20 protein-coding genes are annotated in these 20,652 nt (G+C 37.1%); 12 read left to right on the top strand and 8 right to left on the bottom strand.

Going from position 1 to position 20,652, the window contains the following annotated elements; genetic code table 11:
- Nucleotides 1–6 precede the first annotated feature (6 nt).
- On the bottom strand, nt 7–666 hold the full coding sequence (locus KFE94_01875) for an ABC transporter ATP-binding protein (GenBank protein ID UTW66887.1): 660 nt from the start codon (nt 664–666) through the stop codon (nt 7–9).
- Between the two features lie 203 nt (nt 667–869).
- Here KFE94_01875 and sucC point away from each other — a divergent pair, with 203 nt between their 5' ends.
- On the top strand, nt 870–2,057 hold the full coding sequence (gene sucC, locus KFE94_01870; protein UTW66886.1) for an ADP-forming succinate--CoA ligase subunit beta: 1,188 nt from the start codon (nt 870–872) through the stop codon (nt 2,055–2,057).
- Nucleotides 2,058–2,187: 130 nt separating this feature from the next.
- Here sucC and KFE94_01865 read toward each other — a convergent pair whose 3' ends face one another.
- The 4 genes from KFE94_01865 to KFE94_01850 all read right to left on the bottom strand — a co-directional run bounded on the left by KFE94_01865 (nt 2,188) and on the right by KFE94_01850 (nt 6,619).
- On the bottom strand, nt 2,188–4,878 hold the full coding sequence (locus tag KFE94_01865; GenBank protein ID UTW66885.1) for a T9SS type A sorting domain-containing protein: 2,691 nt from the start codon (nt 4,876–4,878) through the stop codon (nt 2,188–2,190).
- Between the two features lie 182 nt (nt 4,879–5,060).
- Complete coding sequence (locus KFE94_01860; protein ID UTW66884.1) at nt 5,061–5,303, bottom strand: hypothetical protein; 243 nt, start codon at nt 5,301–5,303, stop codon at nt 5,061–5,063.
- Complete coding sequence (folE, locus tag KFE94_01855; protein ID UTW66883.1) at nt 5,290–5,958, bottom strand: GTP cyclohydrolase I FolE; 669 nt, start codon at nt 5,956–5,958, stop codon at nt 5,290–5,292. Before folE ends, KFE94_01860 begins: the two co-directional genes overlap by 14 nt.
- Nucleotides 5,959–6,079: 121 nt before the next feature.
- Nucleotides 6,080–6,619 (bottom strand): hypothetical protein, encoded by a 540-nt coding sequence (locus KFE94_01850; GenBank protein UTW66882.1) that lies wholly within the window; start codon nt 6,617–6,619, stop codon nt 6,080–6,082.
- A gap of 141 nt (nt 6,620–6,760) precedes the next feature.
- Between KFE94_01850 and KFE94_01845 the strand changes: the two genes are divergently transcribed.
- Nucleotides 6,761–7,396 carry a response regulator transcription factor gene (locus KFE94_01845; GenBank protein UTW66881.1) on the top strand — a complete coding sequence of 212 codons (636 nt, stop codon included), beginning with the start codon at nt 6,761–6,763 and terminating at the stop codon, nt 7,394–7,396.
- 20 nt (nt 7,397–7,416) lie between these two features.
- Nucleotides 7,417–7,929 (top strand): flavodoxin, encoded by a 513-nt coding sequence (locus KFE94_01840; protein ID UTW66880.1) that lies wholly within the window; start codon nt 7,417–7,419, stop codon nt 7,927–7,929.
- A gap of 69 nt (nt 7,930–7,998) precedes the next feature.
- On the opposite strand, the gene KFE94_01835 is transcribed toward KFE94_01840, so the two are convergent.
- On the bottom strand, nt 7,999–8,379 hold the full coding sequence (locus tag KFE94_01835; GenBank protein ID UTW66879.1) for an OsmC family protein: 381 nt from the start codon (nt 8,377–8,379) through the stop codon (nt 7,999–8,001).
- A gap of 174 nt (nt 8,380–8,553) precedes the next feature.
- Between KFE94_01835 and KFE94_01830 the strand changes: the two genes are divergently transcribed.
- From KFE94_01830 to xth, 4 genes are all read left to right on the top strand, one after another.
- Nucleotides 8,554–9,711 carry an iron-containing alcohol dehydrogenase gene (locus KFE94_01830; protein UTW66878.1) on the top strand — a complete coding sequence of 386 codons (1,158 nt, stop codon included), beginning with the start codon at nt 8,554–8,556 and terminating at the stop codon, nt 9,709–9,711.
- A gap of 78 nt (nt 9,712–9,789) precedes the next feature.
- Nucleotides 9,790–10,863: a cytochrome-c peroxidase gene (locus KFE94_01825; protein UTW66877.1), complete on the top strand. Its 1,074-nt coding sequence runs from the start codon at nt 9,790–9,792 to the stop codon at nt 10,861–10,863.
- A gap of 78 nt (nt 10,864–10,941) precedes the next feature.
- Complete coding sequence (locus tag KFE94_01820; GenBank protein ID UTW66876.1) at nt 10,942–11,745, top strand: META domain-containing protein; 804 nt, start codon at nt 10,942–10,944, stop codon at nt 11,743–11,745.
- Between the two features lie 75 nt (nt 11,746–11,820).
- Complete coding sequence (xth, locus tag KFE94_01815; GenBank protein ID UTW66875.1) at nt 11,821–12,576, top strand: exodeoxyribonuclease III; 756 nt, start codon at nt 11,821–11,823, stop codon at nt 12,574–12,576.
- Here xth and KFE94_01810 read toward each other — a convergent pair.
- Together KFE94_01810 and KFE94_01805 are read right to left on the bottom strand one after the other, a co-directional pair.
- Nucleotides 12,566–14,317, bottom strand: a complete 1,752-nt coding sequence (locus KFE94_01810) for a DUF748 domain-containing protein (GenBank protein UTW66874.1) — start codon at nt 14,315–14,317, stop codon at nt 12,566–12,568. The two genes, xth and KFE94_01810, sit on opposite strands and share 11 nt — an antisense overlap.
- A 53-nt stretch (nt 14,318–14,370) precedes the next feature.
- Nucleotides 14,371–15,552, bottom strand: a complete 1,182-nt coding sequence (locus KFE94_01805) for an acyloxyacyl hydrolase (GenBank protein ID UTW66873.1) — start codon at nt 15,550–15,552, stop codon at nt 14,371–14,373.
- Between the two features lie 133 nt (nt 15,553–15,685).
- Between KFE94_01805 and KFE94_01800 the strand changes: the two genes are divergently transcribed.
- From KFE94_01800 to KFE94_01780, 5 genes are read left to right on the top strand one after another with little or no spacing between them, the layout of a single operon-like run.
- On the top strand, nt 15,686–16,297 hold the full coding sequence (locus tag KFE94_01800) for a DUF4199 domain-containing protein (GenBank protein UTW66872.1): 612 nt from the start codon (nt 15,686–15,688) through the stop codon (nt 16,295–16,297).
- Nucleotides 16,290–17,264: a glycosyltransferase family 2 protein gene (locus KFE94_01795; protein UTW66871.1), complete on the top strand. Its 975-nt coding sequence runs from the start codon at nt 16,290–16,292 to the stop codon at nt 17,262–17,264. The genes KFE94_01800 and KFE94_01795 overlap by 8 nt, the downstream gene beginning before the upstream one ends.
- Nucleotides 17,265–17,286: 22 nt before the next feature.
- Entirely contained in the window at nt 17,287–18,279 is a 993-nt protein-coding gene (locus KFE94_01790; GenBank protein ID UTW68192.1) for a glycosyltransferase, read from the top strand.
- Nucleotides 18,280–18,299: 20 nt separating this feature from the next.
- Nucleotides 18,300–18,992 (top strand): toxin-antitoxin system YwqK family antitoxin, encoded by a 693-nt coding sequence (locus tag KFE94_01785; protein ID UTW66870.1) that lies wholly within the window; start codon nt 18,300–18,302, stop codon nt 18,990–18,992.
- Complete coding sequence (locus tag KFE94_01780; GenBank protein ID UTW66869.1) at nt 18,967–20,649, top strand: S8 family serine peptidase; 1,683 nt, start codon at nt 18,967–18,969, stop codon at nt 20,647–20,649. Before KFE94_01785 ends, KFE94_01780 begins: the two co-directional genes overlap by 26 nt.
- Nucleotides 20,650–20,652: the final 3 nt, after the last annotated feature.

Genomic DNA, 20,652 nt, shown 5'->3' with positions numbered 1-20,652 from the left:
AAATGGTTACTGGCTGATTTTACCATCCTGAATCAAAAGTTTACGATCGGCCATATTGGCCAATTCGTTGTTATGGGTTACAATTACAAACGTTTGATCAAACCGATCGCGGAGATCAAAAAACAATTGATGGAGTTCTTGGGCAGAAGCTGAATCAAGGTTTCCCGAAGGTTCATCTGCAAAAACAATAGCCGGTTTATTAACCAGCGATCTGGCTACGGCTACTCTTTGTTGTTCCCCGCCCGATAGTTCTGAAGGTTTATGGTGCAAACGATGTTCCAGTCCCATAAAAGTCAAATATTCCGTTGCTGTCTTAGCTGCTTCTGACCTGGAATATCCGGCAATGTAGAGTGGGAGTGACGCATTTTCTAATGCAGTAAATTCAGGCAATAAATGATGGAATTGAAATACAAAACCAATGTTCTTATTTCGAAATTTGGCCAATGCTTTAGATTTTAATTGGCTGACTTCGGTATCCATAATTTTTAAACTTCCCTGATCTACAGCATCCAGTGTTCCCAGAATTTGTAACAGCGTAGTTTTTCCCGCTCCGGATGCCCCGACAATTGAAACCACTTCACCTTTGTTGATCGACAAATCAATTCCCTTTAGAATTTGTAAATCATCATAGTTTTTATAAATGTTTTTGGCTTCAATAACGGTCATACGTTCTTTTTTGGTGCTGCGAAAATACGGGATTCCACTTTATATTTAAAGCAAGGAATAATAGGATGAATAAATTAAATAAAGATGGTTTAAACAATTGTTAGTAAGCCCTTTTAAATTGATGTTTTTTAGCTCCGTATTTTCTACAATTAAATGTTACATTTGGGGCTTTAAATTTGAACTAATTTTTTAAAGATATATCAATGAATCTGCATGAATATCAGGGTAAGTCCCTTTTGAAAAGTTACGGAGTAGCGATCCAGGAAGGAATCGTAGCAAATACTCCTGAAGAAGCTGTTGAGGCTGCGAAGGAATTAAACAAAACTACTGGTACCGACTGGTGGGTAATCAAAGCGCAAATTCACGCAGGTGGCCGTGGTAAAGGTGGCGGTGTTAAATTGGCAAAATCTCTTGACGAAGTAAAAGAGATCGCTGGTAACATCATCGGTATGAACTTAATTACTCCTCAAACTTCAAAAGAGGGTAAATTGGTAAGCAAAGTATTGGTAGCGCAGGATGTATATTATCCTGGTGATTCTGAGCCGGAAGAATATTACATGTCTGTAATGATGGACCGTCAGGCAGGTAGAAATATCGTAATGTATTCTCCGGATGGAGGTATGGATATTGAAGCTGTTGCGGAAAAAACTCCTGAAAGAATCTTTACAGAGCAAATTGATCCTAAAGTAGGTTTAACTGGTTTTCAAGCTAGAAAAATCGCTTTTAACTTAGGTTTATCTGGAAAGTCAATGAAGCAAATGGTGAAATTCGTTTCTTCATTATATAAAGCATACGAAGGTATTGATGCTTCATTATTTGAAATCAATCCGGTGTTAAAAACAAGTGATGATAACATCATCGCAGTAGATTCTAAGGTAACTGTTGATAACAGTGCATTGTACCGTCATAAAGACATCGCTGAAATGCGTGATGTTACTGAAGAAGATCCAGCGGAATACGAAGCAGACAAAGTAGGATTGAACTTCGTGAAGTTAGATGGTAATGTAGGTTGTATGGTAAACGGAGCTGGTTTGGCAATGGCTACTATGGACATTATTAAAATGTCAGGTGGTAATCCGGCAAACTTCCTTGATGTAGGTGGTACTGCTGATGCACAAAGAGTAGAGCAAGCTTTCCGTTTGATCTTGAAAGATCCTAAGATTGAGGCTATTTTGGTAAACATCTTCGGAGGTATCGTAAGATGTGACCGTGTGGCGCAAGGTGTAATTGATGCATACAAATCAATCGGTGACATCAAAGTTCCGGTAATCGTTCGTTTACAAGGTACAAATGCTGAAGAAGCAAAAGCATTGATCGATAACTCAGGACTTCAGGTAACGTCTGCAATTACATTGCAAGATGCTGCAGATAGAGTAAGAGAAGCGGTTTAATCCGTTAAACATATTCAAATAAAAATCCCTTAGCAGAAATGCTAAGGGATTTTTTTATGTCTAAACTTTAGCGCATAAAAAAGGGCGAGATCAAAAATGAAACTCGCCCTTTTCTCAGGTAATAACGCCTTTATTTGATAATGGTCTTTGTAAAGTTACCATATTGAGAATTCAATCTTACATAATACACACCTTGTGCCATGTCAGATAAATTCAATTCAACTTTATTTTCACCATTTACGCCTTGCGTATATTTCGTTTGAACAATTTGTCCGTTTGCATTCATTAAGTCAATTCTAATTTCTTCAGGAGCATCTAAATTAAATGCTACCCATGCATTAGAAACTACTGGATTTGGATATACTGAAACATTCAATTTATCAGTTTCTACATTTTCTACAGAAGTAATATCCCAGTTGTTTTTAAAATAAGTCTTATAAGCTCCGGCACCATGTGTTCCTACCACACAGAATCCATCACTTTCACGGTAATCAATTTGCTCAATAACCACGTTACCTACAACATCAGAAGCTTGTTGGATCCATTCTGTATTTGCTCCATCCAGAGTAGGCGTAGCGAATAGACCAATAGATGTTCCAATCAATACAGAAGAACCATTATCGGTTTTGATAAATCTAGCCCATCTGAAGGAAGGTCCATCGCCAATGTAATCCAATTGAGGTGGTACACCTGCATCGGTATTTCCTTTTAAGTTTCCTTCTACATTACTCCAGTTGCTACCACCATCTTCAGTGTACCAAATACTAATAACGTTGTAGTTAGAGTATACAACTAGAATCTTATCTGCATCATCCGGATCAACCGCAATACAAGAAGTATAAGTTCCGGAAGAAATACCCGTAGTTAAATCTGTAATGGTTGCATTTGAAGAACCATTGTCTTCAATTTTATAGATCTTTCTATTACGTGTTCCTACATAAACAATACCCGGAGAACTTTTAGAAGCAGCAATTGCTGTAATGTCATTCGTTACAGGAAGAGTCGCAATTTGCGTCCATAAATACTGATTGTTATCAATTGCATTTAAGTTGCTATTTCTCCAAACTGTATTGTCATTTGGTAAGTACATACGGTTGTTATCCGAAGGATCTAAGATAAATGGGTGTACAAATAAGTAACCTCCACTTAAGCCCTGAGGATTTGCGCTTCTTCTTGAAAGTACATCACCATTCGCATTCAATTTGATTCTACGAATGTTACCATATTGAGAAGAGAAATAATAATTGTCTTGTCCGTTTTGCTTTGCACAATAGGAGCCATCCGCACCTAGTGTAAATAACCAATCTGTATTGGTGTCCGCAGAGTTGGTCCACCAACTACCATTATCCTGATAACCCGAACATACAATTTCAGTTTCTAATTGGTGATCAATTGCAATTCCATAAAATTGTGTGGTTTGATACCCTTTGTTAAAGCTTTGCCATACCACTTTTGATCCAGTAGGATTTGTAGTGAAGTGTAATCCACCGTCAGTACCCGCCAATAGTTCATTCGGGTTGTGTGGATTGAAAGCTAAACTTTGTTGATCCGGATGTTGGTTATCCTGATAGTAATCGAAGTTAGAATACCCATCAGCATCATACCCTCCCAACTGTCTCATACTCGAATTGTTTGAGAAAGCATTGTTGGAACGGAAAAGATTGGTGCCACCCAAGAAAACCATGTTTTCGTTGTCAGGCTTTACAGCTAAACTCATACAATAAGAACCTTGCGTATTTAAGCTATATCCGTTTACAGGAGGTAAATTATTTGTTCTGTTATTCCATTGGCCACCAGCGCCACTTCCATTACCTGAAACGTAGCTATACTTCCAGAAAGTGACATCAGAAGAACCTGAGTTAGGTGTCGCAGAATAGAAATACACCGTGTTTTCATTGCTCGGAGCAATAGCCATTAAGGTACGTTGGTGATTTGGTGGAAGATCTGCAGGGGAAATGTTGGTCCAGTTGGTTCCATCATCCGAACGCCAGAAACCTGGAGAACTTCCGGTTCCGCTAATAGTTGCATAACAAACTCCGGTACTGGTCAATACTACATTGGTATAATCTGCCCCGGAATTTCCCCCTAAAACTAATGTCCAGGTTTGGCCATCATCCTCACTTCTGCGAATACCGTTAGAAGTTGCGGCATATAAAATATCTTTATCCGTACGCGAATTATCAATAGCGATATTATAGATATAGCTCCATTCTGTACGTTTTTGAACCAATGCTGCCGTAGAAGCAATATGCGTCCAGGTAGCTCCATGGTCTACAGATTTATACATTCCGCTACCATAATAGTTTGCAGAGAAACTTTTACTGGCTGAGTTTCCTACAGATTCTCCTGAACCGTAATAGAAAACATTTGATTTACCTGGTCTTTGATCCTGAATCACACAAGAAACAGCAGATTGATCTTCATAGTTAGTTACACGTTCCCAAGATTGACCGAAATCGGTACTACGCCACATTCCTCCGGAAACACCTCCGGCTAAAATGATATTGGGATTGTCTTTATGAAAAGAAATAGCTCGTGTTCTTCCTCCCACATTTCTTGGCCCGATAGGAATAAACTCCTGAGCACTGGCTCTGGCGTTTTTAGAAAAAGTTTTTGGAACACTTGATGCGAATGCCAATTCACGCATTCTAATATTTTCCGGAATTTGACCGGTAGCAGGATCTTTTAATCTTTCAAACTGAAACTCCGCGCGCCCTAATACTGTAGCTTCATGTTTGGATAATTCTTTAGTCTCATTATGCGCACATGAAATAAACGTTGCTGTCAGAACGGACGCAAAAAATAACTTAGATATTTTCATTAAAATATATTGATACGTTTGAATTTATAACCATAATGGTTACAAACAATATTACTTATGTGTCCGAAACTTGAATACGCTTCGTAGCATTGGTGTGAATTTCGAACCGCGTAAATATATGTTCAAAATTAGAACTGGTCAAAACTAATCGACCAATATGTCCTCTTTTGACATTTTCACGACTATTTTTTGAAAGCCGTAATTCTGGTTTCTTCCTTTAATTGGATGGAAAGCTCATTTTCAAAGGCACTCGTGATGTGTTCATAGGCCTCATAGTTTTCATTTTTTCGAGCACTTTCTCTAATCTCCACCAGGAATTTAACCAAAGCATCTGTACCAGGATCAGTACCAATAAGATCTTTTCGTTCCTTTAAAGTTTTAATGATTAAATCTTCAAAGTGAAAGTTTGTTTTAGTTGATACCATCTCCAATGTATTTTAAGAATTCAGCTTTAATGTCTTCTTTCTTGAATTCACCACTGTATTCTACCGTTACAGTAGTACTGGTTCTATCTGTAATACCTCTACTGGTAACACATAGATGTTGTGCTTCAATAATTACCGCAACAGAATCCGTATCCAAAGCTTTTTTCAGTTCTTCCATGATCTGAATAGTCAGCCTCTCCTGAACCTGAGGTCTTCTGGAATAATAATCTACGATACGATTGATTTTTGATAAACCAATCACTTTACCTGTAGAAATGTATGCAACATGCGCTTTTCCAACGATTGGTAAGAAGTGATGTTCACAGGTAGAATTGACTGAAATATGCTTTTCTACCAACATTTTGTTGTAATCGTACTTATTACTGAAGGTAGACATCTTTGGCTTATTCGCAGGATCTAATCCGCTAAAGATTTCGTTGACAAACATTTTAGAAACCCGATGAGGCGTTCCTTTCAAACTATCATCGGTCATATCCAATCCAAGGGTCTCCATGATTTTAAAGAAATGCTTTTCAATAATTTCTTTCTTCTCTTTTGGTTGTAAGTCAAAAGCGTCTGCGCGCAATGGAGTTTCTGAAGAAGATGAAGCATGAGCATCACCCATTTCATCCATTAGATTTTCTTTATATTTCATCCTTTTAAATGGTTGTGAGTAACACTATAGTCACTCCAAATTTAGCGGACAAAGTTAACCTATATATAAGATGTGGGAGCGGAAAAAGATATATTCTTTTGTTAAAGACGTATAGGAAGAATTAATATTCGACCAATTCCAGATTTAAAGTACCTTCCGAAATTACCGCTGGAGTTTGTGTTGGATCCGCAGCATATAATGAGCCTTCAAAAGAGCAATTGAGTACTTTATTGTCATATCCATTTACCGTAAGTACAAAATCATCCGGGTTAGAAGTATTTGAACCATATGGGACATTGTTTGCATCCACATAAGTAACAGAAACCGAAGATTCTGTTTGAAGTAAACTGTATTTTACCACATGTGGAAAATCAATGTTTTCCAAATCGATACGTTCTACTTTAAAGATCAAACGCTGTGGATTTCCGTTTTCCACCAGTCTTTGCATTTCTATGGTTTGGTCCTTAACGAAATACGCATTGAAAATCTGATCCTGAAGAATTACTTTGAATTTTGCTTCAACCGGAGTTTGGTTTACCTTAAATGAAATATGGTTGTTTATCGGAGTAGGAGGAGTTCCGCCATCACCAGATGACTTTTTACATGATTGAAAGGTAAAAAAGCTGGAAATCAGGATAAAAAGAAATGCGTTTTTCCACATAATGTAACGTTTTAAGGAGTGTGCAAAATAGTAAATTTTTGCCTGCTACTAAAAACTGATTTTTATCATCATTTCTTTTTGTGTTTGTATCTGTAAAAAAATTACATTTGCGTTATTAAGAATTATTCTAAATAGTGAGTCGTGAAAGTTTTTATTGCCGAAAGTAGTTTTTTAGTACGAGAAGGTTTAAAATCTGTTATCCATAAGGTTCCGGGAGCATCTCTTGTAGGTGAAGCTGAAAATAGTGGAGAACTGATTCCTATGTTAGTAAACGCATCTCCGGATATTTTGTTTATTAATTATTCTTCTCCTTTAATTGTGGAAAGTGATGTGGAGCTGATCATGAACACTTTACCGGATATTAAGGTGATAGGAATTACAGATAGACCGGAGCGAACGAGTGTAATGCGATACATCAAAAATGGAATTGATGGTCACTTATTATATTCATGCGACTTTCAGGAGATTTCAGATTCGATGACTTATACCTTAAAAGGCGAACGTTTCTTTTGTGGAAAGGTGATTGAAGTCATAGACAAAGAGAATTCTCAAAAATCGTTTACTTGTGAAGGGATTAAATTGTCGAAGCGAGAGTTGGAAGTGATTGGATTGGTTGCTCAAGGATATTCTAATAAACAGATTGCAGAAGAAATGTTTTTATCTGTACATACTGTTTTAACCCATAGAAAGAACCTGATGAGTAAATTGGGTTTAAAAAACACAGCTGGATTAGTGATTTATGCCGTGCAAAATGGATTGCATGCTGAATTAAACTAACAATCAAATTAAAAATACGAATGAATAAGATAGGATTGTTTTACGGTTCTGACACTGGAAACACGGAAGTTGTTGCAGGGTTAGTTCAGAAAATGATGGGAGAGGATATCGTAGATATTTACGATATCTATGATGTGAAAGTAGAGGATATTGCCAAATATGATAAAATCATTTTTGGTTTGTCTACCTGGTATGATGGACAATTGGTGAGTGCGTTTGACGATTTTGAATTGTCTTTTCAATCTATAGATTTTACCGGGAAAAAAGTGGCGTTATTTGGATTGGGAGATCAATTTGGATATGCGGATTACTTTATCGATGGAGTAGGAATCATTGGAAAATATGTAACGGATCAAGGTGGAGAATTGGTGGTGAAATGGCCTACCGATGATTATGACTTTGAAGAATCTAAAGCAGATATGGGAGATGGATATTTTATGGGACTGGCTTTAGATGAGGATAATCAGGATGATTATACTGAAGAGAGATTGGAAAAGTGGGTACCGATGGTCAAAGAAGCATTCGGATTCTAAAATCCATTGTTTTAATTATAAAGAAGAAGTCCGGTTTTGCCGGACTTCTTTGGTTTAGGTGCGTCAGTATTAGTTAACCGCTACCTTTTTATCGATGTTGGTGATTACATTAAATGTTGGTGGAGCCAGCAAGTGTTGTTTCACCGGACATTGGTCTACAACTCTTTTAATAGCAGTATTGTATTTTTCTGGGAATGATTCCGGTAAATCTACATGAATGTCGATGTCTTTTACTTTGTTAGTCGCGTAATCGTAATTCATTCGTTGGATGATCTTAACTCCGTCCGTAGACATTCCTCTTTGGTTCATAAACGCTTGTACAAATACTGCGGAACACATACCGGCAGTAGCCAAAAAGATTAGGAATGGTGAAACATCCATGGTGATTTCACTTCCATTCATATATGGGACGATACGCCCGTGTTGATCAAATTTTATTTCAATTTCCATTTTGTTTAACTTTTGTTTTGTGCTGCAAATTTGAGACGATTTGGTGCTGACTTTTTGTGATAAATATTGCAGACAAATAAAATATGTAGACTATGTGAAATTTTAGTGAAAATTTTGATTCACTTGAAATGACATTTCAGGATTCTATAAGTTTGTTAGATAAAATTTGACGAGATGAACAATTTTGAATTTCAAAATCCGGTGAAAATCCTTTTTGGAAAAGGACAAATCGAGAATATAAAAAATGAAATCCCTGCGAACTCTAAAGTATTGATGCTGTATGGAGGTGGAAGTATTAAACGTAATGGGATTTACGAGCAAGTGATGCAGGCATTGGAATCGTATGAGGTGATTGAGTTTGGAGGGATCCCGGCTAATCCTGAATATGAGATTTTAATGGAAGCGTACCAGATTATTAAATCTGAAAATGTAGACTATTTGTTGGCTGTGGGAGGTGGTTCTGTCATTGATGGAACTAAATTCTTAAGTGGTGCGGCAGTGTACGATGGAGAAGATCCATGGGAAATTTTGGCACGGGGAATTCCAAGTTTAACCGGAATGCCATTTGGAACTGTATTGACTTTGCCGGCTACCGGGTCGGAAATGAATTCAGGGGCAGTGATTACTAAAGCAGCTACCCAGGAAAAAAGAGTGATGGGCGGAAGAGGGTTATTCCCAAAGTTCTCGATTTTAGATCCAACTGTGGTTTATAGCATTCCGGAAAGACAATTGCAAAATGGAGTGATTGATGCTTATGTGCATGTTATGGAACAATATTTAACATATCCACACAATGCCTACATCCAGGATAGATTTTCTGAAGGGATCTTGCAGACACTGATTGAAGTAGGGCCAAAGATTGTACAAAATCCAAAAGATTATGATTTAGCGGCTAGCTTTATGTGGGCTTGTACAATGGCTTTAAATGGTTTAATCCAAAAAGGTGTTCCAACCGATTGGGCAACTCATATGATTGGGCATGAATTGACCGCGCTTCATGGGATTGATCATGCACGTACATTGGCGATCATTGGACCAAATTTGTACAAGCACCAGTTTGAAAACAAGAAAGAGAAGTTGGCACAATATGGTAGACGTGTATGGGGACTGTCTGGTGATGATGCGCAGGTAGCAAAGCAAGCCATAGAACAGACCATTGCATTTTATCATCAAATGGGAATGAAGACAAAACTTTCTGAGAATGCGGAAAACTATGAGCAAACTTCTCAGGTGGTATTCAACCGATTTGAAGAAAGGGGCTGGTTAGAAATGGGAGAGCGAAAAGAGATTGGACCTAAAGAAGCAAAAGAGATCGTAGAGATGTCGTATTAGTATTAGTTATAAATATATAGAAACAATTAAATTGTTTAATTAAATGATGGCTTTTACATTTGTCACAAAATTGTCAGCATGAAAAGTCATCATTTATTATTAGGAGTTATCTTGTTGGGAGCAGTAAGTTGCGAACCATCTAATACCGAACAAAAAGAAGTATCGACACCCAAAAGTGAACCGGTACAAGAAGTTAAAAGCGAGCAAACAGGTACCAGCCATTTGGAAGCTTTAAAGAAGGCACAAACCTTTTTTGATGTTTTACCGGATGTAGCTGAGAATCCGGAGAATCCAATAACTCCTGAAAAGGTGGCATTAGGTAAGGCATTGTATTACGATGTGATTTTATCTAAAGACCGTACAATTTCATGTAATTCATGTCATAACCTGGATACCTATGGTGTGGATAATCTTAGTTTTTCACCGGGTAATGATGGAACCTTAGGTGGTCGAAATTCCCCAAGTACTTTAAATGCGGCATTGCATATGGCGCAATTCTGGGATGGTAGAGAACCTGATGTGGAAGCCCAGGCTGGAGGACCAGTGCTAAATCCTGTAGAAATGGCAATGAGCAGTGAAGCAGAGGTTGTAGAACGTCTGTCTGAAGAAGATCAGTATATCGATATGTTTGATGCAGCATTCCCGGAAGATGCGGAAGCGATTACCTACGAAAACATGAAAAAAGCGATTGGGGCATTTGAACGTAAATTAATCACTAAAAGTAGGTTTGATCAGTTTATGCATGGTGATGATGCAGCCTTAACCGATGAAGAAGTTGCTGGTATGGAAACGTTTATTTCTGTAGGTTGTGTGACTTGTCATTCATCTGCAACGCTGGGTGGAAATATGTATCAGAAGTTTGGCGTTTATGGAGATTACTGGGCGCTAACCGGAAGTGAAAAACAAGATGAAGGAAGATTTGAAGTGACCCAAAATGAAGCGGATAAATACATGTTTAAAACACCATCGTTATTGAATGTGGCTAAAACTGCACCATACTTTCATGATGGAAGCGTGGATGATTTGGCAAAAGCGATTCAAATCATGGGGAAATTGCAGTTGAATAAAGATTTGACCGATACTGAGGTGGCTCAAATTGAAGTTTTCTTAAATGCGCTTACCGGAGAAGTTCCAGCAGAATTAAAGATGTAAAGTTTGAACGGAGTTTTAAACTTCCATGATAATATGTTAGATTGGCCTGCTATACGCAGGCCTTTTTATTTTATGCTTATGAATGGAAATCAAGTTTTATGGATACTCGTTGTGATTTTAGGTTTTACATCATGTAATCGAAAAGCATGTGTGAACAAAACGGTGGGCTGGACATATGGTCCGGATGAAAAGGGATTTGAATCGAGTCAGTATATGTTTCAGAGCTACAGAGAAAGTTTTGAGGCTGTTGGGCATAACCCGGAGTGGAAAGTCAAATTGGAGAATGATGATATGATATATTCGGATATTCGATTGAGTGAACCGGTTACTTATCATTTGATGACCACATTTGATTCCAATCAAGTAACCTATACCGGGATAGATTCATTGGGGAATAAGATTATTATTGATTTTGTAAAAGCAGACTGTAGAGATCAGTTTGAAGGAATCACCCGACCATTTAGAGTGAGTGTCACGCGCACCAATAGTGAATCAGAATCAGGGCAAAATGGTTGTGGGGTTTATGTGGAAGACCCGAGATTAAATGGTAAATGGTGGATTCGTAAAATGAATGGAAAAAAGATGGGGAAAACCAATAATGGAAATTACGGAACCCTCACTTTCGATAGCAAAAATGATAGAGTAGGCGCTCGGATTAGCTGTAATTCCATGGGAGGAGGTTATGTCTTGGATAAGAATATTTTACACTTCAATAAAAATACGATTACAACATTGATGATGTGTGATAAGCACATGGACCTTGAAGAAAAACTGGCAAAGAATATATCAGGTGTATCCCTGGCGTATAGCTTTGTATCGGACGATGAGATGGTGTTATTAGCAGATAATAAAGTCGTATTTGAATTGGAAAGAGCTCAGTAAAATTCATTGGAACAGGTATTCCTTATTGGAATAGAAAGTTAATTTTGGGAGTCGAATAAGATTAAATCAACGCATATGAAATTGGTATCATGGAACGTAAATGGCATTCGTGCTGTAGCTAAAAAAGGACTATTAGAAATTGTAGAAGGATTTGACGCTGACATTGTTTGTTTTCAGGAAACTAAAGCACAGGTTCATCAGGTAGAGGAAGTTTTAGCGCCATTAAATTTACACGTGGTCGCCAATGAAGCAGAAAGAAAAGGGTATTCTGGAACTGCCATTGTCTCTAAAGTAAAACCAATTTCCGTTGCAAATGGAATAGGAGTTGAAGAACATGATCAGGAAGGAAGAACGATTACTGCAGAATTTGAAGATTTTTATGTGGTGAATTCTTATGTGCCGAATTCAGGCCAGGGATTAAAACGTTTGGATTACCGCCAACAATGGGACGTGGATATGCTGGCTTATTTAAAAGCTTTGGAAGCAAAGAAACCAGTCATCTTTTGCGGTGATATGAATGTCTGTCATCAGGAAATTGATATTGCCAGACCAAAACCGAATTACAATAAATCTGCCGGATATACACAAATAGAAATTGATGGGATGTCAAATTATATCAATTCGGGGTTGGTAGATACTTTCAGAAAGTTATATCCTGAAGAAGTGAAATATTCCTGGTGGAGTTATAGAGGTGGAGCCAGACAGAAAAACATCGGCTGGCGATTGGATTATTTTTTAGTTTCAGAAGCCTATTTTTCTAACGTAAAAGACTCCTACATAATGAATGAAGTAATGGGGTCAGATCACTGTCCTGTAGGAATTACAGTATAGCGCTCTTCCACCATTTGTCTTTGTTCTTTTTCTTACGTTGCTCTTGTTTGATTCTGCGTTGATCTCTACTTTCACTACCAAATACAGAGTCTTCCAGACCATATAGAGTGGTTAACCAGAGCATCTTAAAGAACGCATCGTGCTTGCTTTTAGTGAATTCAAAGTTCCCTTGATGGTAAAATTTATCCCCGGGAATATTCTGGGTTTTAAGGATACCATTAGCTAAATCCGAAACAACTTTGTTAAAGAAACCAGGGTTCTTGGAAAGTTCTTTAGATTCTAACTGAAGTTTTAAATCACGATAATGGGCATCCATCTGTCCCTGGCCACCATGGATATCAAGCGTGCTATTTATTTTTAAAGAAACCATTTTACCATCCAGAATACTGATTCTAAGAATAGGTTTCAGGATAGAAGTGAATTTCTTTAAATCCAGATTTTTAGCATTTACATCAAATTTGGTGGTGCTTTCTTTACTGGCCAGATCAATTTTGAGTTTGGAATGAATGTTTCCGGTGTTGTTCAATTTTGTATTGACCAGGATGTCCAGGTTCTTATTTTGATCGATTTTTTGTGGAATGTTGGTCACATTGTAAGCCATAATATTCATGTTATGGAACATGAGTTTACCGTGTTGGGTCGTGTTTTTTCCAATGATGTCCAACTCAATATGTGCATCTGTGATATCCGCTTCATCTACATGTATAGGTATCGGTAATGATTTGATGATATCTCCCAGCATGGGTTTATTATCGTTAGGGTGAAACTCAAGTGTGGAGTTGGTAAAAACCAAAAGTTTAGGTTTCTCGACTTTTAAATTTGAAATATCAATTTCTTCATTTGCCAACCAGTCTTTAATGTTCAAACTATCCATTTGGATTTTATTTACATTCAACTGTAGCCAGGCCTTTTTGTATTTTCTACCCCTCCAAAATGCGGTAGGTGTAACTCTGGGTTTAAGCTCAAAGTCTTCAATGGTTAAATGTTCCTTTTCACTATCATAGTCAACCGATTTGAGACTTAAATGCGGATTGTTTTTAATATCAGCTATTACATTCCCGGTATGAATGAAGTAATCCTCAAATTCAAAATAATAAGAGCTATAAAGTGTTTTTTTGTTGGCCGTAACGTTGGTAATTCGATAATCTATTTGCTCTAGTTTGATTTGATTCAGAGTATCGAACTGCTCATTCAATTTGTAAAATGTCATGCGCATATCTCCCAGGTGAATCTCCTTAATCCTAAAAGTGTCGTAATTAGTTAAGAAAATACTCCTCAAATCAATAGTATCTTGTTGTGCTGTATTTTCATCCGGGACACCTTCGTATTGATAGACATCGATAATCGGTTGATTGATTTCAAATTCATCAATACTGATGTTGCGCTCATTTAGCGCTTTCATGTAATCAAATCCAAGTAGCGCTATTTCATCAATGTGTACATTGATACTCGTATTTGCGATGGTTTTTCCATCAAGATTTCGTTCAAATGTTACCAGGTTATCCTTGGGAGTTGCATCGATATTGATGAGTCGGATGGAGCCATCCATAAGATTAAGTTTAATACTTTCTAAAGATAAAAGGTATTTGGTTTCAGGACTTTCATTATAGCTTTTAATGATCTTATTTCGGATAATGTTTTGTGCAATTTGTTGTGCATTGAAGTACAAATAACCCAAACCTATTCCCAGGGCAAGAATCAGGATACCGAGAAACCAGAGTAAAACTTTTTTAAATTTCATTAAGTATAGTAATAATGATCGATAAATATAAAGAATTATCAAAACCTAAAGGTTTAGAATTTAACTTTATATCCGAAGTTAAATTCAATCCAATCTGCCTGACCAAAGTTCACGGCTCTTAGAGAAACTCCGGCATATAAGCCTTTGTAAAGCATATACCGTCCACCAATTCTTTGATAAAAGAATGGAGTAGGATCATGCGTGGTTCGGTAAAAGTAAAAGCCCGGTTGTAAGAGTAGTGAGAATTTATCGATATTGTATTCGTAAGACAAAACCAAAGCCAGTTTAGCTTGTTCGCTAAAAGGTACAGGGAAGGCAGCATTCTCATCACCATAAGCCAATCCATGAACATTATCGGATGGATCAACGGTAAAATCGATTCCTGCACCGATTTTTGATCTTCGGGATATTTGTCTTTGATATGCCAGAACGAAGTTATACACCGTAAAACTCATTTTACCAAATTGTTGTTGATATTGAGGGTCAGATCCGGATACATCAATTTGTTTGGAGCCCATGGCGTAGGTCAATGAGATTTCATTTGAAGGTTTAAATTCCGATAATTTTTTGGATATGAACTGAGGACGTTCCTTACTCAAACTATACGTCACTGCAATTCTGGGGTCTAAAATATTAATTCCAAAGTTGGGCATTTTAAGGGCTCCATTACTTGAATGACTTAATCCCAGGCTTGCTTCTAATCCAAATCTATCGGTAATTCGTTGATGATACAAAACACCTAAATGTGCATAGATGGATGCTGTAGACCCTAATAAAACGTTATAGGGGTTGGAAATTGAATCAAAAGGATTCCATCCCACGCTCATCCCAAAATGAAATGCCCAATCCAATTGTGCATTTTTCCATCGGTGTATGGGGCCTTCCATTAATGCATAAATGGATAGAGGAGTTCCAATTTCATCTGTTTGCGGAAACCACATATACTGGACTCCAAAACCATATTTAGGGAAACTGTTTAATTGATGCCAGTCTTTTTTTCCAACTGTTTGAAATAGAATTTCTCCCGTAATATTTCTTGCTTCGGTGATTGGAGTTCCATTTTTGTTTTCCGTTCTTAAAAAATCATTGGTGGCAATTACACTGGCGTGCCCATAATTCAACCTAAAAGAAATTGGACTATTTAAAGAGGCTTTTTCATCCAGGCTCTCTTGTCCGTTTCCAATTATTCCGGTGAATAAGAGAAGAGTAAGAAAAGTTAATCGAAGTAAATTCATATTCTTAAAAGTGGCTTCAAAAATATATTTCTGAAATAGTTAAAAAAATAGTTTGATGAAAATCTGAGTATTTGAAATTGAAGCGAAACCATCTATGTAATAACGTGAATCAAAAGCCATAAATTCTATGCATTTGAATATATTTGCTGGCACTGAAAAACCTAAAAAAGACTTAAAGATGCTGGATAAAGAATTTTACATCAAAAACGGATTAATCTACGGGGTTGTCAATATTGTATACATGATGGTAACTTACGTTATGGGGATAGAAACCATGATTAGTTTCTGGAATATCGGATTCTCTTTGGTCTTTAGTTTGGCAATTATGATTTTTATGGGAACCCAGGTGAGAAAGGCAAGAGGTGGATACATGACTTTAAGCGAAGGATTTAAATCGCTTATGGTAATATATGCTTTGGGTACGTTTTTATACTTGTTATTCAATCACCTGCTAGGTACAGTAATTGATCCGGAACTTCCAGGAAAAATGGCTGAGGCCACGATTGAGAAAACCATGTCAATGATGGAAAGTTTTGATGTGCCGGAAGAGGTTTTAGAAGAGACTTATAATGAAATGGGTACCGTTAGAGAAGATATCCATGACAATTACACAATAGGTGGTTTCATACAAACATATGTAACTATGGTAGCCATGGGAACCATAGGTGCATTGATTGGTGCAGCAATTACCAAAAAAGAAAATCCGAATCCATTCCACGAAGATTCGATTAACTTACATGAATAAATCGAGTACATTAGATATATCAGTGGTTATTCCTCTTTACAACGAAGAAGAATCACTACAAGAACTGGCAGATTGGATTGCCAGAGTAATGGATGCCAACAACTTTAGCTACGAGGTTTTGTTTGTAGATGATGGGAGTACGGATACTTCCTGGAGTATTGTAGAATCCATTTGTAGTTCGAATAAGAACATTAAGGGAATTAAGTTTAGAAGAAATTACGGTAAATCCGGTGCTTTACATGTAGGTTTTCAGGAGACGAAGGGAGATGTGGTGATGACCATGGATGCAGATTTACAAGATAGCCCGGATGAAATTCCTGAATTGTATGATCTCATTATGAAAGATGGGTATGACTTAATTTCCGGTTGGAAAAAAGAGCGTCATGATCCTATTTCAAAAACGATTCCAACCAAGTTGTTTAACTGGGCAACACGTAAGTTGTCAGGAATCGAATTGAATGATTTTAACTGCGGATTGAAATCGTATAGAGGACAGGTAGTCCGCTCCATTGAGGTATATGGTGAAATGCATCGTTATATCCCGGTGATAGCTAAAAGAAGTGGTTTCACTAAGATTGGAGAAAAAGTGGTAAAACACTATCCCAGAAAATATGGGGTAACCAAATTCGGATTGGAACGATTTATCAATGGTTTTTTAGATTTATTATCTATTTCATTCGTGACCAAGTACAGCAAAAAACCAATGCACTTTTTTGGTTTTATTGGGACTTTTATGTTTTTCGTGGGTTTTGTTTTGGCTACTTTTCTTGGAGCGGAAAAACTATATTATTTGTTTATCCACGAACCGTTAAGATTGGTGACGGACAGTGCTTATTTTTACATAGCTTTAGCGATGATGATTATGGGAACTCAGATGTTTTTAGCTGGATTCTTAGGCGAAATGATTTCCAGATCGTCAAGCGATCGAAACAAATATCAAATAGAGAAAATCACAAATAATGATTAATAGTTTGTAAAGGAAAATGGATTTGAATATTTCAATTATTGTTCCAGTTTTTAATAGACCCGATGAGGTAAACGAACTATTGCAAAGCCTCAGCGAACAAACAAAAAAAGGATTCGAAATAATTATTGTCGAAGATGGTTCGAAAATCAAGTCTGATAATATTGTAGAACAATTTAAAGATGTTCTGGATATTAGATATTTCTATAAAAAAAATTCTGGACCCGGTCAAAGTAGAAATTACGGATTTGAAAAAGCTGAAGGTAATTATGCTATTTTCCTGGATTCAGATTGTGTTATTCCTAAAAAGTATTTTGAAATTGTATCTGAGCAATTGACTAGTAATTATGTAGATGCATTCGGAGGTCCGGATGCCGCTCATGCTGATTTTACCAGTTTACAAAAGGCGATTAATTATTCAATGACTTCTTTTTTTACCACCGGAGGTATTCGGGGCGGAGGGGAGAAATTGGATAAATTTTACCCAAGAAGTTTTAATATGGGATACTCGAGAGACGTGTTCAATAAAACTAGTGGGTTTTCGAAAATGCGTTTTGGGGAGGACATAGATATGAGTATTCGAATTCTGGGTAATGGTTTTCAAACCAGGTTGTTCAAAGATGCATATGTGTATCATAAAAGAAGAACGAATTTAAGACAGTTTTACAAACAGATTTATAATTCGGGTATTGCACGAATTAATTTATATAAACTCTATCCATCATCGCTGAAATTGGTTCATTTTGCGCCTTCGGTTTTTTTTATGGGTTTGTTGACCGTTCTTTTAGGGAGTATTTTCTATTCCAAATATTTATTGATTTTCCCGCTGATTCATATAACAACTATTTTTATTGATTCTTCTATACAGAATAAAAACCTTTTAATTGGGTTACTTTCTGTGATAACGAGCTATATTCAATTACTAAGCTATGGTTTAGGATTTATCATGGCTGGTTGGAAGAGAATTATTTTGGGACAGGATTTGTATTCTGCATTCGATAATTCGTTTTACGATTAATTTTTGAAATAGTTAAATCTATGAAAAATAAATTAGTATTTCCATTCTTAAAAGCTAGCTTTTTTTTACTTGCTGTACTCGTAAGTTCTCAAGTGTTTTCTCAAACGAATGTGACCGATAAAGAAGGTCGTAAACAAGGCTATTGGGAAAAGAAAAGACCAAGTGGGAAAATTCACTATAAGGGTCAGTTTAAGGATAATATACCATATGGGAAGTTTAAATATTACGATAAAGAAGGAACTATTTCTTCCATCCTGGAGTACATTACTCCGGACACCGTTATGGCTACGCATTATCATTCCAATGGAAAAAAAGCAGCATATGGTTACTATGTGAACCAACAAAAGGAAGGAATTTGGCGTTTCTATGATAGAAAAGGAATTATAGCCAGTCAAGAAGCGTATTCTAATGGTAAAAAGGACGGAAAATACATCGTATACAATTTGAATGGATCAATCTCAAGAGAAACATATTTTGTAAAAGGTGTAGAGAACGGATACCGAAAGACTTACGATAGTGAAGGTAATTTGCTTACTGAAGGGGAAATCAAAGATGGACAGATGGATGGAATGCAAATTATTTACACCAATGGAAAAGTAAGTGTTAAGGGTGCATACAAACATGCTGTTAAAGATGGAGACTGGGTATATTTCGATGAAAACGGAAAACAGATTAAAGTAGAACACTATGAACTGGGGATTAAAAAAGATTAAAAATATCGGAATATGTATGTTGTTGATGATGGGTGGAATATCATCTGTTTGGGGGCAGGTCGCTCCTGAAAAATATTGGATTCCTTTTACAGACAAGAATAACAGTCCATATTCGGTGAATGCCCCTTTGGTGTTTTTATCTCAAAAAGCAATTGATAGACGAAATGCTCAGGGTATAGCAATTACATCTCAAGATTTTCCGGTAAACCCATCTTACATTCAAGGTGTGCAGCAAGCTGCGAATGTAAATGTACTGTTACAATCCAGGTGGTTAAATGGGATTATCATTCAAACTACCGATACCGTGGGATTGGCTCAGATTATGGCATTGCCATATGTAGATTCGGCAAATGCTGAAAGTGTGATCACAGAAGGTGGTGAGGTTGCATCGGTAAAAATGGAAACAGCCGGAATGACCTATAAGGCAGAAGATCTGGAAACCGGAGGGTCTGAAGCTTTAGATTATGGAATCTCGGAACACCAGAATACCATGATTGGAGTAGATTATTTACATGATTTGGGATTTACCGGAGCAGGCATGACCATAGCGGTATTGGATGCAGGATTTTATGGTGCAGATACCACTACAGCATTGTTACCCTTATTTAATAACAATCAAATTATGGGAACCTGGGATTTTGTAGATGGACAAACGGTGGATTATACTCAACATTCTGGCCATGGAACGGGCGTATTGGATTGTATGGGAGCAAATATTCCAGGCTTTTATATTGGGTCAGCACCTGATGCCAACTATTGGTTGATTCGTACGGAAGATGCGCCTACAGAAAATATAATTGAAGAGTATAACTGGGTGGCTGGAGCTGAATTTGCAGATAGTGTTGGAGCGGATGTTGTAAATACTTCTTTAGGTTATACCACATTTGACGATCCTTCAAAAGATCATACGTATGCAGATTTAGATGGAAATACGACAGTGATTACCAGAGGAGCGGATATTGCAGCGTCTAAAGGAATGTTAATGGTAAATAGTGCTGGTAATTCCGGAGCGAGCTCCTGGTATTATATTGGTGCACCTGCGGATGGAGATAGCGTTTTGGCTATCGGAGCTGTTTCTGCGAATAGAGTGGTTACCAATTTTAGTTCAAGAGGTCCTTCGGCAGATGGAAGAGTAAAACCAAATGTTATGGCAATGGGGGGAGGAGTACCACAACCTATTGGAGACTCTGATGTGCAATTTATCAATGGAACCTCATTTTCCGGACCTATTTTAGCGGGTGCTGCAGCTTGTTTATGGCAATCCAGATCAAGCTATAATAATATGGAAATATTCCACGCAATTGAAGAAAGTGCGGATAAGTATTTATCTCCAAATGACCATTATGGTTATGGAATTCCTAATATGGGAATGGCGCATTATCTGATCACAGATTTAGAGGAAGTTAATAAGAATCAAGTAAGCATTTCAGGGTATCCAAATCCAACGAATGGATATTTTTATATTTCATCCAGAAATTCCAAAGTACAGTCTGTATCTATATATGACTACATAGGACATGAAGTTGCACAAATCAATCAACCTCAAATAGCCGGATCAACCATAGAGTTGGATTTATCTATTTATCCTAATGGTGTGTACATGATTAGAGTACAAACGGATGATGGAATTCAAATTGTGAAGGTGCTTAAGAACTAAAGT

The organism is bacterium SCSIO 12643, assembly GCA_024398135.1.
Taxonomy (GTDB): Bacteria; Bacteroidota; Bacteroidia; order Flavobacteriales_G; family Salibacteraceae; genus CAJXZP01.
This window is presented reverse-complemented; position numbering and strand designations above follow the sequence as displayed.

What these genes read in the sequence shown, in the direction of transcription:
- KFE94_01875 (UTW66887.1), bottom strand. Translation starts at nt 666, where the DNA reads ATGACCGTTATTGAAGCCAAAAACATTTATAAAAACTATGATGATTTA.
- sucC (UTW66886.1), top strand. Translation starts at nt 870, where the DNA reads ATGAATCTGCATGAATATCAGGGTAAGTCCCTTTTGAAAAGTTACGGA.
- KFE94_01865 (UTW66885.1), bottom strand. Translation starts at nt 4,878, where the DNA reads ATGAAAATATCTAAGTTATTTTTTGCGTCCGTTCTGACAGCAACGTTT.
- KFE94_01860 (UTW66884.1), bottom strand. Translation starts at nt 5,303, where the DNA reads ATGGTATCAACTAAAACAAACTTTCACTTTGAAGATTTAATCATTAAA.
- folE (UTW66883.1), bottom strand. Translation starts at nt 5,958, where the DNA reads ATGAAATATAAAGAAAATCTAATGGATGAAATGGGTGATGCTCATGCT.
- KFE94_01850 (UTW66882.1), bottom strand. Translation starts at nt 6,619, where the DNA reads ATGTGGAAAAACGCATTTCTTTTTATCCTGATTTCCAGCTTTTTTACC.
- KFE94_01840 (UTW66880.1), top strand. Translation starts at nt 7,417, where the DNA reads ATGAATAAGATAGGATTGTTTTACGGTTCTGACACTGGAAACACGGAA.
- KFE94_01835 (UTW66879.1), bottom strand. Translation starts at nt 8,379, where the DNA reads ATGGAAATTGAAATAAAATTTGATCAACACGGGCGTATCGTCCCATAT.
- KFE94_01830 (UTW66878.1), top strand. Translation starts at nt 8,554, where the DNA reads ATGAACAATTTTGAATTTCAAAATCCGGTGAAAATCCTTTTTGGAAAA.
- KFE94_01825 (UTW66877.1), top strand. Translation starts at nt 9,790, where the DNA reads ATGAAAAGTCATCATTTATTATTAGGAGTTATCTTGTTGGGAGCAGTA.
- KFE94_01820 (UTW66876.1), top strand. Translation starts at nt 10,942, where the DNA reads ATGAATGGAAATCAAGTTTTATGGATACTCGTTGTGATTTTAGGTTTT.
- xth (UTW66875.1), top strand. Translation starts at nt 11,821, where the DNA reads ATGAAATTGGTATCATGGAACGTAAATGGCATTCGTGCTGTAGCTAAA.
- KFE94_01810 (UTW66874.1), bottom strand. Translation starts at nt 14,317, where the DNA reads ATGAAATTTAAAAAAGTTTTACTCTGGTTTCTCGGTATCCTGATTCTT.
- KFE94_01805 (UTW66873.1), bottom strand. Translation starts at nt 15,552, where the DNA reads ATGAATTTACTTCGATTAACTTTTCTTACTCTTCTCTTATTCACCGGA.
- KFE94_01795 (UTW66871.1), top strand. Translation starts at nt 16,290, where the DNA reads ATGAATAAATCGAGTACATTAGATATATCAGTGGTTATTCCTCTTTAC.
- KFE94_01785 (UTW66870.1), top strand. Translation starts at nt 18,300, where the DNA reads ATGAAAAATAAATTAGTATTTCCATTCTTAAAAGCTAGCTTTTTTTTA.
- KFE94_01780 (UTW66869.1), top strand. Translation starts at nt 18,967, where the DNA reads ATGAACTGGGGATTAAAAAAGATTAAAAATATCGGAATATGTATGTTG.